The following is a 16,114-nucleotide window of genomic DNA, read 5'->3' as shown; positions in this document are numbered from 1 at the left end:
TACTTCAGAAGTCTTCTTTTTATGGTGATGACGTATATTGTCTTTATGCCTCTATCCTTCAATCAGATCCGTATCAGCCGGAATCTCCTCTCCCGGATGAACAATCTTACGCACCCACTCTTTTCTGATTTCCCAGATATTGCCACAGACATTGAAGATCGTCCATTTATCAATCCGGAATGCTCTCTTCCAGCTCTCCCGAATCTTTGCAACTTCTTCCGGATACATTCCTTTATAACGTCCTTCAAAGAATTCAAAACTGTTGCTTACTCCGATCTCTTTCAGATGCTTCTTATAGGCCGCCGCATCTTCATCATTATCCGGCAGGTATATCCGGTTCAGTACATAATCCCATTTCACATCGTCAAAATAAATAACCTTATCTTCCGGTACTTCCAGTACATACACGACAGTTCCCGGAATCGGTTTTAAACAGTTATCTTTGCTGATGGAACACCAGATCGGTGCATGCACATCTTCCGGCTTTGGAAGCATCTTCGCTGCTTCTTTTGTAAACCAGTCATAACTTTCCATAAAGAGTGGAGCAATATCTCCAAAATGCATCTCTACATATGCGCGGTGGTTGATAATTCTTCCATCCCGCTCAAGCTGCCTGAGTGTCTTATCGTTCTGTCTGGTATACAGTCTTATCATCTTCCCCATGACATTTCCTCCTTATCCGTCTGCAGATCACTTTATCCGCTCTTTCCTCTGGTTTTATTATAAAGCGTCAAGATAGAAATGTCATTTTCTTTTAGGAAAATTTTAATCCGTCCGGTTCATAACCGCTCTGCCAGATCATGCTCATAATCTCATCTTCCGGCATTTTTTCCTTCATATGTATAACTGCCTGCGCTTTCGCAAGATCTACGACTGCATAAACACCTTCTTTTTCGTTAAATGCATTCTCAACTCTCTTTTTGCAATTGGAACAGGTCATTCCGCTGACTCCAACTGTGCATGTGTACGGATAATGTGACACATTCTTATCTTCAACCTTAACCTTCTTCACATTATCTCCGCCACCGCCGCAACAGCCGTGTGCTGTTCGATTTATCATACTTCTGATTCCGACTATACAAATTACAACCAGAATCAGACAAATTACGATTGTTGCCATTGCTATTCCTTCCCATTGTTTTTTTCTATATTACTGTCTCTTCTGAATCTGCTATGACTCTTACATGCAAGACTGCATCTCTACACTGCGGATCTTCTGATCATTCACATAGCCATATGCTTTCAAGCCTGCCAGAATCACGCGATTCCATGTCTTTGCTGAAAAATGCTTTACTGTATTATCATCAAATTCCACCGTACATGTATCTTCACGGTCACACTCTGCACCGCATGAGATCTTATACATGTTCTTCCTGCTGATAGCTCCAATCTCTTCCAGCTTATTTACCATACGATAAACCGTAGCCGTTCCAATACCCGGGTCTACCTTGGATGCCCGATAATAAATCTCTTTGCAGCAGGAACACTCTTCTTCCAGAATCACATCCAGAAGCATCCGTCTCTGTTTGGTGATTCTGCACCCTTCCTCTCTCAGCCGCTTGATGATCATATCTTTCTGCATCTTCGTTCTCTGATAATTCTGATTGGAATTTTCGTATGCCATAGGTACCTTCCTCCCCGATTAGTGACAATGTCCATTACAATGTTTACAATCACATCCACACTGTAATGATTTTCCGTTCTTTTTATCTTTAACCATACTTCTGATAATCAGTCCAACAACTGCAAGTACTACTGCTCCGACAATAAAAGTTGCCATATGATCGCCTCCTAAATGATAAGTATTTTCATTTTTATAATAGTTAGTATATGCTAACCATCATTGTCTGTCAATACCATTATTAAATATTTTTTATCATTTTCTGATAATTATTGTTTCGTTGCTGACACTTTATTTCTGTGCTATAATGAATTTAAATGTTGGAAACAAAAGATTTCATATGAAAAGAGGTGATCTGTATTGGTTATAAGGGAATCTGCCGAAGACTATCTGGAAACGATCCTCGTTCTTCAAAACCGTCTTGGTAATGTACGCTCGATCGACATTGCCCAGGAGTTATCCTACTCAAAGCCAAGCGTCAGCGTCGCTATGAAGAATCTGCGTGCTGACAATTACATTAAAGTAGACGAGAACGGACATATCCATCTGACAGGAAGTGGTCTGGAGATTGCAAACAAGATTTATGAACGTCATACTTTCCTTACCGGCTGGCTAACATCCATCGGTGTCGATGCCGACATTGCTGCTGAAGATGCCTGCCGTATTGAACATGTAATAAGCGGACAGAGTTTTGAAGCGATTAAAAAATACATTGCAGAGCGTTAAAATAATGCACACCACAGTGAACAAAATACGCTTTACGAGTTTTTTCATTAAATTAGCGTTCGTCAAATGTTGCCATGCAAGCATGACGCATTTCTCCGTCGCACTAATAAAAAGCAGTTGACTCACTTAGAATCAACTGCTTTTTTAGACGTATGTATACCTATGGCTTATTTTGCTTTTGCTGTAGTCTTGATATTAACATTTAAAGTCTGGCTCTCTTTGTATGGACGGAAGAGCATGTATAAGAATCCGATCACAATCAGGATTGCTACTACTACACCGATTCCGAATCCACCGCCTGTTGCCAGGGTACCGAACTGATAAATACACAGAGATACAAGATAAGCAAGGATACACTGGTATCCGATTGCAAACCAGAACCATTTAATGTTGTTCATCTCTCTCTTAATAGCTCCCATTGCTGCGAAGCAAGGTGCACACAGAAGGTTGAATACGAGGAAGGAATAAGCTGCAATCTGAGTCATGCTGCTTGCAAGTGTTCCCCAGATTTCTTTTCCGTCTTCTGCAACTTCTGCAAATCCGAATAACTGTCCGAATGTACCTACTACGTTCTCTTTTGCTACAAGACCTGTGATAGCTGCAACCGCCATTTTCCAGTTACCCCATCCAAGTGGTGCGAAGATCCATGCGATCAGGTTTCCGATCTTAGCAAGAACACACTGAGCCTGAGCTGCTTCCAGTGCTGCTCCCTCAAGTCCGTCAAAGTTCAACATTCCAAAATGTCCGTTTGTCCAGCCGAAGTTTAATAAGAACCAAACAACGATAGTTGAAAGTGTGATGATCGTACCAGCTTTTTTGATGAAAGACCATCCACGCTCCCACATACTTCTTAATACATTTCCTGCTGTAGGCATATGATAAGCAGGCAGCTCCATTACGAACGGTGCCGGCTCACCGGCAAACATTTTTGTCTTCTTCAGCATGATACCTGAACAGATAATTGCTGCGATTCCTACAAAATATGCACTTGGTGCAACCCATAAAGCATTTCTGAACAGCGCACCTGCGATCAGGGCAATGATCGGAAGTTTAGCTCCACATGGGATAAATGTTGTTGTCATAATTGTCATCTTACGGTCTCTGTCGTTCTCAATTGTACGAGAAGCCATTACTCCAGGGACTCCACATCCTGTACCGATCAGCATCGGGATGAAAGATTTACCGGAAAGACCGAATTTACGGAAGATTCTGTCCATGATAAATGCAACACGTGCCATGTATCCACAAGACTCTAAGATTGCAAGGAAGAAAAACAGAACTAACATCTGCGGTACGAAACCAAGTACGGCACCGACACCGGAAATGATACCGTCAACGATAAGACCCGTTAACCAGTCTGCGCAGCCAATTCCTTCAAAGAAACTCTGTGCTGCCGGAATGATCCACTCACCAAACAGTTTATCATTTGTCCAGTCTGTTAAAATTCCACCAAGTGTTGAAATAGATACATAATATACTGCATACATGATGACTGCGAAGATTGGAAGCGCAAGCCATCTGTTTGTAACGATACGGTCAATTTTATCAGATGTTGTAAGCTTCTCACCTTTTTTCGCTTTTGTAACACACTCTCCGATAATAGAAGAAATGTATACATATCTCTCATTTGTGATGATACTTTCTGTATCGTCATCAAATGTATCTTCCAGTTCTTTAATTTCAGAAGAAACATCAACTGTCTGTTTCATCTGTGTCTGAATCTTGTCATCCTTCTCCAGAAGTTTGATTGCAAAGAATCTCTTCTGATCATCAGATACGATTCCTGAAAGCTTTCCTTCAACCTGCTCGATCACACTCTCAGCTTTTGTTGAAAATTCGTGAACCGGTGCCCCTGCACTCTTCTGGTTAGCAAGTTTAACAGCTTGCTCTGCTGCTGCTTTGATTCCTGTTCCCTTTAATGCAGAAATCTCAACTACATCGCATCCAAGTTTTTCTTTTAATTTGTCAAGATGAATTTTATCTCCTGTCTTAGCAAGAATGTCCATCATGTTGATTGCCATAACAACCGGGATTCCCAGTTCCATGATCTGTGTAGACAGATATAAGTTTCTCTCAATATTTGTACCATCTACAATATTGATGATCGCATCCGGTCTCTCACCGATCAGATAGTTCCTTGCTACGACTTCCTCCAGTGTATATGGAGATAATGAATAAATACCCGGTAAGTCCATGATTACAACATCTTTATGTCCTTTTAACTTACCTTCCTTTTTCTCTACTGTAACTCCCGGCCAGTTACCAACAAACTGATTGGAACCAGTCAGTGCGTTAAATAATGTTGTCTTACCGCTATTCGGATTACCTGCAAGCGCAATTTTTACTGACATATTTTTTCTCCTTCATTAATTATTGCTTTCTGCTTGTTTCGCCTGTCTTGTTAGCATCTGCTAACTACTGGTTAAAAATTTATTCTACCTCAATCATTTCGGCATCTACTTTCCTTAAGGACAGTTCATATCCTCTTACAGTTACCTCGACCGGATCACCAAGCGGTGCTACTTTTCTTACAAAGATCTCAACACCTTTTGTAATACCCATGTCCATGATTCTTCTTTTTACCGGACCAGTACCAGTAAGCTTTGCAACTTTGACAGTCTTCCCAACGGCTACATCTTTCAGAGTTTTCATTCCCTTAATCCCTTCTTTCATACCTTTATTGTTATCTTTTTATGTTCCTTCGGAACGAGCTTCATGGATTATACCATGATTTTATTTGCCATATCTTTACCGAGGGCAACTCTGGAATCTTTCACATTAATGATCAGATTACCTCCGACTTCCGACACGACCGTTACAATACCTCCGACTACAAATCCAAGGTTTTCCAAAAACCGGCGTGTCTCTTCTTTTCCACCAATTTTTTTAATTGTACATTCTTCACCTGGTTTTACCATTGCTAACGGCATCATCTTACCTCTTCCTTCTACATATTAATGATAAACGTTTTCATTTTACGTTAGTTAGTTTATGCTAATTTATCTTTTCTGTCAATATTTTTATTGATTATATTTTCTCAATAGTCGTGTCATCTATCAATGTCATTATAACTTAATCATGCAAAAGCCAAAGAATTTTCAACATTTTCCGGATGTTACATCAAAATTAGAAATCTGCCGCCGCAGTTTTTTCTTGGTACTATGGCATTTTTATCATAAAACATAAACTAAATTTCTGATTATCTTTTCATAAGTTCTTACAACACCGATATATCCCTGTTTTACTGGCTTTGTCGGTGTTTTCCTTTTGGCAGATACTTCTTATAACCCCTCATAACTCCGCACCTTTTGTCCTTTTATCGTAGTAAATTTCGTTGTAAATCACTACGCTATCAGGCTTCGCATTTCCATGTTTGCCCCTGTCTGTGAAGCGTGGGCGTACAGGTTCAGCGTTATCATTATGCTGGAATGCCCCATAATGTATTGCAGGTTCTTTGGGTTCATATTCTTCTGTGCTAATCGTGTACAAAAGGTATGTCTTAATATATGCGGTGTTATCTTTGGCAAAGGTTCTTCATGGTACTTGTTGTATTTCTTTACGATATTCTTCAATGCAGAAGTGTAATTGCAAGCCACCATAGGCATACCTTTCTGATTGAGAAACAGGAAATTACGGTAACCGTCAATCTGAATGCTTTTTCCGGTTTTTCTTTTCAACACTCTTTGCAACGCTTTTCCGGCTTCTTCACTCATAGGAACTTTCCTTATTCCGCACTTTGTTTTCGGTGTTTCTATGTAATATCCCTCTTGATTGCGTAAGAGCTGGTGGTCGATATTGATTGTGTGGTTTTCAAAGTCTAAATCCTGTGCTGTCAGTCCACATAATTCCGATATTCGCAAGCCTGTTTTCAGCAGTATCAATATATCATCATAATACTTCTGATAAACCGTATCCTGTTGAAGGAAGGTCAGTAAATATTCTTCCTGTTCTTCGCTCAATGCCTGTCTGCTTTCGCTGTCGTCCTCAATCACTTCGCTTAACTGAAAATCAAAAGGGTTCTTCCTAACATAATCGTCCTCGATTGCCATGTAGAAAGAAGCCTTTAAGGAACGCTTATAGTTATGGATAGTTTTAAAGCTATATCCTTTCTCTTTCATTCGGACTGCCCACTCTTTAGCGTCAGACGGTTTAATGCTGTCTATGCTCCGAGAGCCCAGCCTGTCCTGTTCCAATGCGTCCATGAGGTACTTTCGCCCTGTCTGTGTGTTTTTCTTGACATTGCTTCTTTGTGCTGTCTTTTTGGCATACAGCTCGCATAAGGTCATTTTCTTGCCTTTGGTATCTATTCCGTCCTCTAAATCACGCTGTATCTCCCGTTCTTTTTCTCTAAGAGATATATCATCACGCTTTCCTTTTGGAACTCTGTCCGTAGGTACAAGTTTCCATGAATATACAACCTTTGTTTCGCCTGCACGATTAACATATTTATACATATATCTGCCGTCTGTTCTCTGGCTCTCTCCAGTCCTTAAAATGCGACCTTTGTTATCCCGTCTTTTTTCTGACATCTTTCAAAACTCCTTTCAAAGCTGAAAGAGCCTTGTTACGACATATGCTTATCATATCACGCACAAAGCTCTTTTGCATTAGATTTCTTCCAATTTATCAATCAGATGTTCCAGTTTCTTTTTCTTAATCAGCATACGGTTTCCGTTCATCACAACACATTCCTCTTTGTATTCATTTGCAATACGGCGGAGCTTGTTTTCTCCGATACGGAAATAGCTGGACGCTTCCTCAATGGTCATAAGGTAGCGTCCCCATAATGGCATATTGAAATCATACATAAGACTGCACCTCCTTTTTTTTGATTTTTACGCAGTCTGACGGCTTTATCATAGCCCACAGGAGTTCCACCTCTGCATAGTCCTTATGTAGCCGTACCCATTGCGTGCGACGCTCTGAACGCTCAAGCTGTGGCTGTACGGGAGTATCATTATCAGACAGGACAGGTCATGGCAATAAAAGGGGATAACTCTTTTACATGGACGCTGACAGTTTCCGCTCGCTTCACAGGGAAAAGGTCATGGCGTATCAGCTCCAACGGCTCGCTGTCTGCCTAACGTATCAGACTGCTTTATTCACTTGTCAAAGAACAGATGAAAGAAGAAAATCGTCTTTCCTATATAACGCGTTGGAAAAGAGCAGAAGTGTAACCAATATTCAAAACTTTTTCTCTTTTCACTTCATATCTGTACAATAAACGTCCAGTTGCTAAGTTGAAATGAAAATAGTTAAACTCTCTTTTCCTGCACCATATAGGGAATGGAAACTCTCAAATGTTAAGTTGAAATTGAAAATAATTTCTTCTTTTACACCATATAAGGACAGTAACCACAGATTTAATGACCTGTTTTCAAAAAAGTTTCGGTTTTCTTTTCCCACACCATATAAGGAACAGAAGTCTTATTTTGTTGCAGATTTTTCAAAAAAATTTCAATTTCTTCTTACACTCCATATCTGTACACCAAAGGAAAATTTTATGACCTTATTTAAAAAAAGTTAGATTTCCTTTTCTCGCACCATATCTGTACGCTAGTTGATGTTTTGTTGCAGATTTTTTGAAGAAATTAAAAAATACCGTCATTCTCTTGTGGAACAGCGGTATCTATACGTTCTTCTATGGTTGATTTTTCTAACTGTAATAAGTGTTTATGCTTGTCTTTGAGTTCTGCCTGCTCAATCATATCTTTCAGTATCGTTGTATGATTTTCTCTGTCTAATGCCTGTACCATTTTTATGGTCGGTGCAACCTGTCTTTGTAACCAATGTAATGCTTTTTGCAACGTATAAGGCTCTGGCTTTGTAGTTAAGCGTATCGGTTCTCTGTTATCCCCTACAAACCAAGCCCAATCCTCGTTTATTTTCCATTGACTTTTCGGTTTATCGTCCTCTCTATCTACAAAGCGGACATAATGATTGATGATAGAAAAAGCAGTACGTTCAGCGTCCCGATAAGTCAGCAAATCTACAACGGCATAATAGGCTCGCTCATTCTTCATGCGTATTTCAAAGCGGTTCTTAATCTCAGTATCTTCAACTTCTGTGCCATTCTTGACATACTGCTCATAGTTTTTTTGATAAGCACACATATACAGTTCGCTACTTGTTGAACCAAGATATAAAGTTTCGCCTGTATTCTTTGGTATATCATCACCGCATTTTTCTGTACTGCCATAATTTTTCTGTTTACGGAAATAGGAAACACATTCTCCAGCCATATATTTTTCCTTTAACTTTGGAATATCTAATATTCCTGCTCGGTCATTGATAGCCAAGTCAAGCCGTTTCATCACACCGTCAGCCGTCATGCAATCAAGCATAAACTCATACCATGAGCGTTCCTGTGCCAGCAGATAACTTTCCAGTTGCCGACAGCCTTTCCCTTTCAGTTCCAATAGAACCCCTAAATGTTCCTGCATGGAACACATGACATTGATGTCGCCAAGCACATATTTGCTTTCATACCCGTATTTTCCATAATCTTCATACAGCATATAATCGGCTTTCAGTTGCAGTACATCACGGATAATCTTTAATGCGTCCGTAGTAGGAAAGCGGACACGAAAGTAATCAATCAGCAGGAATAACGGCTCTCGTGGATTGAAACGCTCAATCTGTTTTTCTATGATTTCCTTTAATTCGTTATTCAATGGCTGTTTGCCTTTTTCAATGCGGTTGTAATACTCACGGCTGATACCACAGGCAACCGCAAGCCTAGTTTGTGTTACACCGTATTTTTCACGTTTTTGCCTTAATTCTTCAATAAAGTTTTTATCATTCATTCTAAAATTCCTCCAATCAAAAAAGGCAACTACCGTATCTTGATAATTGCCTGTTAATAAAAATCTGTATAGAAAAAGCAGTTAATCCTAAGACCAACTGCTTATGCGTATGAATATGAAATTATTTACCTTTATTGCAAGCTCTCATAAATCAGAAATACCCCAAATAAACACGTCAAAAGAGTTACAATTTCTATACGAAAATCAAAACACTTGAAAACCTCTTTTCCATACTTTTCATTCTTAAATACAAATATTTCTTTCCCAATTTTTCTTTTTCCCAGTGATAACAGGATACAACCGTGTGCCGTATAATATTTTTTATTCTTAATCTTTATGATGTAGGCGTGTTTTTTTACAAAAGCTCCACCAACAACATACCCAGCGTTTTGGTCTACAATACCTATTATTTTTCCTTTGCATTTTTCGCCAGTAAAAACAACCCTATATTTTAGATACAGCAGGTATAAGCTGACAATAACAACAATAATTCCTAAAATTAACATTCAAATTGTCCTTTCATGCAATCTCTATATTTTTTCATATCAGCACAACAATATTTAAGTCAGTGATTTTTAATTACAATAATGTTTTCAGTCCCATTAAGAAAAGTATAATAGCAACTACTGGAACGGGAATTGTGCAAATAAGAAATAAATTTAATTTTTTCTTTGCTTCGTCTGTATTTTCTTGTTTCGTTTTTTTGATTTTTTGCAAAACAATAAATGGAAAAGAAAGAAAAATAAGACCACCTATTAAAATCATTGCAATATTCATCTATATAATCCTCCTTAATAAGTTCATATATATTTGCCATGTGAAATAGACACTTTTTATATCACACGTTACAAAATGCAGTTTTACCTTGTAAATACAACGTTTTCCGTTTGTAAATGTCTATTGTCTTTTGTTTTTTCTGCCCCCCTTGTTAGATAACGGGGGCTTAATCTTCGCTCGCCACAGGCTCGCTCACAGACGAAGTAAACCAGCCACTTGCAAGACATGGCAGAAAAATCTGAAAGATTTTCCTGCCACCGTGTCTGGATCACTCCGTCTGCCTAACTAATAATATAGTATTATGTAAAAATGTCATTTTATTTAGGTACATCTACCGAATAGCTTAAACAGTCACCTCTTTTGTTACTTTGTAAGTCATTGTAATACCATAGATACATGACTCTGTCATATACATTGATTTCAATTACACCGTCCGGTTTTTGTCCTTCTACTTCCAATGAATAGATTTCTTTATCATGTGCATAGCCGTAAACAAAACGCTTGCTTGGATAATCGGGGTTTAAGTCTTGTTGGAAATCACTTAATTTCAAAGAAGAGTGAATAAGCTCTGTAATATCATCTAACAAAATTCTATCTCGTTTCGTTGTAACCGGTGTAGCATTTATAAATGCGTATTGTGTATGCCCATTCTGTATCTGCTTTTTACAACGAGCCATTACTAAGCCTTGAATATCATCGTTATCATTTCCAGCCCGATAGAAAATCGTATCATATTTTTTGCCTTGCCATATATGCAAGGTTTCATCAACATGATTAAGAAAATCAGCAGGAACCGAAAGTTCCTCATTTTCAGCATTCAAAGTGGAAAGTTGAATAGCTTCTTCAATCGTGTCATAATATACAAGCTTGGCATTATTTTTATCATAATCATTTATCGTAAATTCCACGTATTCATTATCTTTATTTTCTTCTTCCGGAACATAAGTATAACGACCATTTTCAATATGGTCATCATATTCAACATCAACAAATAACCCAATCCCTATCAGAGCTACAAAAATCAAAGAAATCGCTCCAATTATGATTAACATTATTTTCAAAAATTTTTTCATGGCATACACTTCCTTAATCACTTCAAGTTTATCTATTATTATTTATCATATTATATCATTAGAAAATTGAGTAGTCATCACTTTTCTAGTATCTGTCAGAATATTTTTTATTCCATAAATTATCAAGAGTGTAAACATTGCTACGCAACAAGCTCTTGACAATTCATGTCCTAAAAAATGATTAATAATCAAGCAGAAAAAGAATAGTTATACTGTATTACAGCAACAAAAAAGACATCTCATATTCTGTATGAAATGCCAATTTTGCCTTTATTTATGCTGTTTTCTCTGTCGTATCAAGGTTCTTTCATTCGTAGTAAATTAGTGGTAAAATTCTTTTATTTTTTGTTTCATATTGCTTAAAATCCCTGTGTTTATGCGGATAATTCGATTTTTACTCTTTTTTTAATATAAAAAAAGCGATAACACAAGAACATTTGTGTTATCACTTCTTTTTTATTATACGATTTTATACTTATATTTAAAGCGAGTATTATATATTTTTCACAAACAATGCGCGGATCGCATTTAATACGGCAATCACCATAACTCCTACGTCTGCGAAAATAGCCATCCACATATTTGCAACACCGATTGCTCCGAGAAGCAGACAAATTCCCTTGATTCCAAGTGCGAAATAAATATTCTGATAAACAATTCGAATACATTTTCTTGCAATTTTGATCGCCTTTGAAATTTTCAGCGGATCATCATCCATCAGCACAATATCTGCCGCTTCAATTGCTGCATCTGAACCAAGCGCACCCATTGCAATACCGATATCTGCTCTGGAAAGTACCGGTGCATCATTGATTCCGTCGCCGACAAATGCAAGCTTTTCTTTTTCTGTCTTCTGTTTCAACAGTTCTTCAACTTTTGCTACTTTGTCGGCTGGCAGTAATTCGCTGTGTACTTCCTGGATCCCAAGTTCTTCTGCCACCTGCTCTGCTACGTTTTTAGCATCTCCGGTCAGCATAACCGTTTTCTTAACACCTGCACGCTTTAACTCTGCTATTGCCTGTGCTGCATGTGGTTTGATCAAATCAGAAATAAGAATATGACCTGCATATTTACCGTCAACTGCCATATGGACAATCGTTCCCACACTGTGGCAATCCATATAGGAGATTCCAAGTTTCTTCATAAGTTTCACATTTCCTGCTGCAACCAAGATTCCATCTACTTTGGCAGTTACTCCATTTCCACCAATCTCTTCAATATCTGTCACACGGTTACGGTCAATCGACTTTCCATAAGCCTTCTGTAAGCTCTTACTGATCGGATGTGAGGATGAGCACTCTGCCAGCGCTGCATATTCCAGGAGCTTCTCTGCATCCATCTCATTATGATGTACACCACTGACTTCAAACACTCCCTGCGTCATTGTACCTGTTTTATCAAATACTACATATTTTGTAGAGGCGAGTGTCTCCAGATAGTTAGAACCCTTTACCAGAATCCCCTGATTACTTGCTCCGCCAATACCGGCAAAGAAACTAAGCGGAATACTGATTACCAATGCGCACGGACAACTGATTACAAGGAATGTAAGTGCACGGTAAATCCAGTCTCCCCATTCTGGTGCAAGTCCCAGAGCAGTCATTCTTACCAGCGGTGGCAGAACAGCAAGTGCCAGCGCGCCGTAGCAGACTGCAGGTGTATAATATTTAGCAAATTTTGAAATAAAGTTCTCGGATCTTGATTTTCTGGAGCTTGAATTTTCCACCAGTTCCAGGATCTTTGATACTGTAGATTCTCCAAATTCTTTCGTTGTACATATTTTAAGTACACCTGTCATGTTAATACATCCGCTGATGATCTCATCTCCCGCCTTCACTTCGCGCGGAAGGCTTTCTCCTGTCAGTGCACTTGTATTAAGAGTGGAACTTCCTTCCAGGATCACACCATCGATTGGTACCTTTTCTCCGGACTGTACCACGATTGTCGTTCCTACTTCAACTTCATCCGGATCTACCTGTTCTAACTGTCCATCTTTTTCGATATTTGCATAGTCCGGGCGAATATCCATCAGTTCACTGATATTACGGCGGCTCTTACCAACTGCATAGCTCTGGAACAACTCACCGATCTGATAGAAAAGCATAACGGATACACCTTCAGTATAATCTCCCAGTGCAATGGCACCAACTGTCGCTACTGCCATCAGGAAATTTTCATCAAAGACCTGTCTGTTCAAGATTCCCTTCCCGGCTTTTCTCAAAATATCATAGCCAATGACAAGATACGGAACCATATACAGTGCAAATCTTACATATCCTTCTACCGGAATCCATTTCAGTATAATGATTAATGCAAATGCAATAATAATTCTGATAAATACTTTTTTCTGCTTCTTATTCATTACCGGACCTCCCAATAATACTTGCAAATCTTATTTTATAATCTTCCCACCGAAATCTTATAAAAATATCTCGCAATCATCTTCTACTTTCTTACAGTTTTTCAGAACTTCTGGCATAACAGCTTTCGGATCCTGACCTTCTTCAAATTCAACGATCATCTTTAATGCCATAAAGTTTACAGTTGCATCTTTCACTCCTGCTGTCTTCTTTGCTGCATCTTCCATTTTGTTTGCACAGTTTGCACAGTCAACATCGATTTTGTAAGTTTTTTTCATAATTTTGTTCTCCTTTAAATATCCCTTATTTTCGTTTTATCATATGAACAGTTATTCATACGTTTGTTTTTATTATACTCCTGCTTACAGTTCTGTCAATATATTTTGCGGAAATTATTATGAAAATTTCCAATCATTATATACAACTCGCTTACATAAATTCATCCGCACAAGTTCATGCATTTTCCTCGTAGCCTTAAATCGAGCAGGCATTCCCTACTCGATTAGTATACTTCGTACACAAAAAGCAACTGCCTCACGATTATACTTCGCAAAACAGTTGCTTTTTCCCCGATATTCTTTTTAATCCTCAACTTAAGAAGGTTCTATATTACATGATGTTAGATTCAAAAGTTGCCCTAAGCCACTCATCTGCAAGTGCATCATGTTTTTAGTTTATTGCCCCTGGCATCATTACATGCTCTTAGATACTTCTTCGCAAACTTTCATTGCTTCGATAATAGAGCTTCTGAAACCAAGTTCTTCCAGAGTACGTACGGCCTCAATTGTTGTTCCTGCCGGTGAGCATACCATATCTTTTAATTCTCCTGGATGTTTACCTGTCTCAAGTACCATCTTCGCACTTCCGAGAACAGCCTGTGCTGCAAATTTGTATGCCTGCGGTCTTGGCATTCCACCAGAAACTGCTGCATCTGCCATAGCTTCAATCATCATATATACATATGCCGGTGAGCTTCCGCTGACTGCTGTTACTGCATCCATCAATTTCTCCGGTACAACTTCTACTCTGCTGAAGCTTTCCAGAATTGTCTTCACATATGCAATCTCTTCTTCCGTCATATGCTCGTTCGGGCATGCTGCTGTCATACCTTCTCCAACCATAGCCGGTGTATTCGGCATTGTACGTGTGATCTTCACAGCTTTTCCAAACTGATCAGCAAGCCATGTTAATGTCTTACCTGGTGCGATTGTAATGATTAACTGCTCCGGTTTTACAATATCTTTGATCTCAGCGATTACATCTGCATAAAACTGTGGTTTTACAGATAAGATTACAACTTCTGCTTTTTCAATAACTTCTTTATTACTATCTGTAACGTTAATTCCAAACTGCTCTTTTACTCTCTCTCGTCCCGGTGCAAATAAATCTGCTCCGATAATCTCCTCTGCCGGGAAAATATTTTTTTTAATTACTCCACCCATGATTGCTGAAGCCATATTGCCTGTTCCGATAAATCCTAATTTCATTATAAATACCTTCCTTTTTCCTGCGGTTATATTCCATTTCCCTTCTTATATCTCTCACTTCTCTTCTTAAATTATATGCTTCCTCGTATCCTTCACTTTTTCAAATGATATAATTCCTCATATCTTCTCTATGATCCACAATATAATCCTGTACTTGCAGAAGCTATCGCTGTCTGCTTTCCTTAAATGTGAAATGGTTTCAAAGAAAAAATGGTATACATTTCGCAAATTTGTATACAACTTGTTTCTATGGTGACTATAACACTACTTTCTATAAAAGTCAACACTATTTTTTAATTTTAATATTGAATTTTGCGCTAAAAATCGTTATAATTTGTATACAATTATAATTATATATACTTTATTAACGACTCTTACAACAACGAAGAGGTGTATAATGGCTGAGAAAAATATATCACTGGCAAATCGTGCCTATACAATTATTAAAGAAAATATTATGAATCTGACTTATCCGCCGGGAATGACTCTGACGGAAGCAAAACTTACAAAAGAACTTGGTATGAGCCGCAGTCCTGTGCGATCCGCTATCCAGATGATACAGAATGAAGGTCTGATTGTTTCCGACTATTACAAATCTATGATGGTAAAAGAAATTACAGATGAGGATATCACGGAAATTTATCAAATCCGTGAATTATTTGAAGGTGCGGCTTTCGAGCTCATCTTCACATCCGGCAGATACGAGGAATATTCCTATCGTATTGAGGAAAAAGTCGTGCGTATGTGTGCGACTGCCGGAGATCTCTACAACTGGGAACTGGCAGACGCAGCCATGCACAGGGAGATCATCAGTATTTTTGAAAATGAACGAATCAACCGCATCTATGAAAATAATCTGACAGAACTTGTACGGATCGGACAGTATTCTATTAAAAATGGTATGGCAATCCCGAAGACAAATGATAACCTCAAGAAGATGATCCAGTACATGCGCAAAGGCAATTACGAAAAAGCTTTTGCAATATTAAAAGCAGACCATTTCGGCACAGGAAAATCCACTGCTTTAAATGGTCCGCGCAATATTTAGCTACTATATTACAGCACAAAAAAGATATCCGATTTGTAATTACTCATTATTTTATCAGATATCTTTTTTATTTATATAATATTACAAAACCCGGCACAGACAGTTTCCTCTGGCTGTTGTGGAAGAAACAGAAAAACCTGTAAGTCATAGTCTTACAGGTTTTCAAACTCCCCGAGTTGGGCTCGAACCAACGACCCTTCGGTTAACAGCCGAATG

At 38.5% G+C, this 16,114-nt stretch carries 18 protein-coding genes; 2 read left to right on the top strand and 16 right to left on the bottom strand.

What is annotated here, in order from left to right; translation table 11 throughout:
* Window positions 1-51 precede the first annotated feature (51 nt).
* From DW152_RS12630 to DW152_RS12615, 4 genes are all read right to left on the bottom strand, one after another.
* On the bottom strand, window positions 52-663 hold the full coding sequence (locus tag DW152_RS12630) for a DUF3841 domain-containing protein (RefSeq protein ID WP_118288772.1): 612 nt from the start codon (window positions 661-663) through the stop codon (window positions 52-54).
* Window positions 664-754: 91 nt separating this feature from the next.
* On the bottom strand, window positions 755-1,120 hold the full coding sequence (locus tag DW152_RS12625; protein ID WP_118288771.1) for a heavy-metal-associated domain-containing protein: 366 nt from the start codon (window positions 1,118-1,120) through the stop codon (window positions 755-757).
* 60 nt (window positions 1,121-1,180) lie between these two features.
* Window positions 1,181-1,624 carry a transcriptional repressor gene (locus tag DW152_RS12620; RefSeq protein WP_243059950.1) on the bottom strand — a complete coding sequence of 148 codons (444 nt, stop codon included), beginning with the start codon at window positions 1,622-1,624 and terminating at the stop codon, window positions 1,181-1,183.
* Between the two features lie 18 nt (window positions 1,625-1,642).
* Entirely contained in the window at window positions 1,643-1,780 is a 138-nt protein-coding gene (locus DW152_RS12615; protein ID WP_021861302.1) for a FeoB-associated Cys-rich membrane protein, read from the bottom strand.
* Between the two features lie 201 nt (window positions 1,781-1,981).
* Here DW152_RS12615 and DW152_RS12610 point away from each other — a divergent pair, with 201 nt between their 5' ends.
* Window positions 1,982-2,347 carry a metal-dependent transcriptional regulator gene (locus DW152_RS12610; RefSeq protein WP_118288770.1) on the top strand — a complete coding sequence of 122 codons (366 nt, stop codon included), beginning with the start codon at window positions 1,982-1,984 and terminating at the stop codon, window positions 2,345-2,347.
* A gap of 167 nt (window positions 2,348-2,514) precedes the next feature.
* Here the strand turns inward: DW152_RS12610 and feoB are convergent, their stop codons facing one another.
* The 12 genes from feoB to proC form a co-directional block, all read right to left on the bottom strand.
* Entirely contained in the window at window positions 2,515-4,698 is a 2,184-nt protein-coding gene (feoB, locus tag DW152_RS12605; protein ID WP_118288769.1) for a ferrous iron transport protein B, read from the bottom strand.
* A gap of 79 nt (window positions 4,699-4,777) precedes the next feature.
* The gene (locus DW152_RS12600) at window positions 4,778-4,999 is read right to left on the bottom strand and encodes a FeoA family protein (protein ID WP_021861299.1); all 222 of its coding nucleotides are present in this window, start codon (window positions 4,997-4,999) and stop codon (window positions 4,778-4,780) included.
* Between the two features lie 68 nt (window positions 5,000-5,067).
* Window positions 5,068-5,280 carry a FeoA family protein gene (locus DW152_RS12595; protein ID WP_021861298.1) on the bottom strand — a complete coding sequence of 71 codons (213 nt, stop codon included), beginning with the start codon at window positions 5,278-5,280 and terminating at the stop codon, window positions 5,068-5,070.
* A 411-nt stretch (window positions 5,281-5,691) separates the two neighbouring features.
* Entirely contained in the window at window positions 5,692-6,876 is a 1,185-nt protein-coding gene (locus tag DW152_RS12590) for a site-specific integrase (RefSeq protein ID WP_117792569.1), read from the bottom strand.
* 78 nt (window positions 6,877-6,954) lie between these two features.
* Complete coding sequence (locus tag DW152_RS12585; protein ID WP_117792571.1) at window positions 6,955-7,155, bottom strand: excisionase; 201 nt, start codon at window positions 7,153-7,155, stop codon at window positions 6,955-6,957.
* Window positions 7,156-7,938: 783 nt separating this feature from the next.
* Window positions 7,939-9,153 (bottom strand): XRE family transcriptional regulator, encoded by a 1,215-nt coding sequence (locus DW152_RS12575; RefSeq protein ID WP_117792573.1) that lies wholly within the window; start codon window positions 9,151-9,153, stop codon window positions 7,939-7,941.
* Window positions 9,154-9,284: 131 nt separating this feature from the next.
* On the bottom strand, window positions 9,285-9,659 hold the full coding sequence (locus tag DW152_RS12570) for a hypothetical protein (protein WP_117792575.1): 375 nt from the start codon (window positions 9,657-9,659) through the stop codon (window positions 9,285-9,287).
* A 73-nt stretch (window positions 9,660-9,732) separates the two neighbouring features.
* The gene (locus DW152_RS12565) at window positions 9,733-9,930 is read right to left on the bottom strand and encodes a hypothetical protein (protein WP_117792577.1); all 198 of its coding nucleotides are present in this window, start codon (window positions 9,928-9,930) and stop codon (window positions 9,733-9,735) included.
* A 317-nt stretch (window positions 9,931-10,247) separates the two neighbouring features.
* Window positions 10,248-11,003: a hypothetical protein gene (locus tag DW152_RS12560; protein ID WP_040015611.1), complete on the bottom strand. Its 756-nt coding sequence runs from the start codon at window positions 11,001-11,003 to the stop codon at window positions 10,248-10,250.
* Window positions 11,004-11,496: 493 nt separating this feature from the next.
* Window positions 11,497-13,365, bottom strand: a complete 1,869-nt coding sequence (locus tag DW152_RS12555) for a heavy metal translocating P-type ATPase (RefSeq protein ID WP_118288768.1) — start codon at window positions 13,363-13,365, stop codon at window positions 11,497-11,499.
* Window positions 13,366-13,422: 57 nt separating this feature from the next.
* On the bottom strand, window positions 13,423-13,641 hold the full coding sequence (locus DW152_RS12550) for a cation transporter (protein WP_021861296.1): 219 nt from the start codon (window positions 13,639-13,641) through the stop codon (window positions 13,423-13,425).
* A gap of 414 nt (window positions 13,642-14,055) precedes the next feature.
* The gene (gene proC / locus DW152_RS12545) at window positions 14,056-14,850 is read right to left on the bottom strand and encodes a pyrroline-5-carboxylate reductase (RefSeq protein ID WP_021861295.1); all 795 of its coding nucleotides are present in this window, start codon (window positions 14,848-14,850) and stop codon (window positions 14,056-14,058) included.
* A 397-nt stretch (window positions 14,851-15,247) separates the two neighbouring features.
* Here proC and DW152_RS12540 point away from each other — a divergent pair, with 397 nt between their 5' ends.
* A complete protein-coding gene (locus DW152_RS12540; RefSeq protein ID WP_118288767.1) occupies window positions 15,248-15,898 on the top strand; it encodes a GntR family transcriptional regulator in 651 nt (216 codons plus the stop codon).
* Window positions 15,899-16,114 lie beyond the last annotated feature (216 nt).

Source organism: Dorea sp. AM13-35, from assembly GCF_003473885.1.
Taxonomy (GTDB): domain Bacteria; phylum Bacillota; class Clostridia; order Lachnospirales; family Lachnospiraceae; genus Dorea_D; species Dorea_D hominis.
The sequence above is the reverse complement of the archived record's forward strand: the minus strand, read 5'-3'. Positions and strand labels throughout refer to the sequence as shown.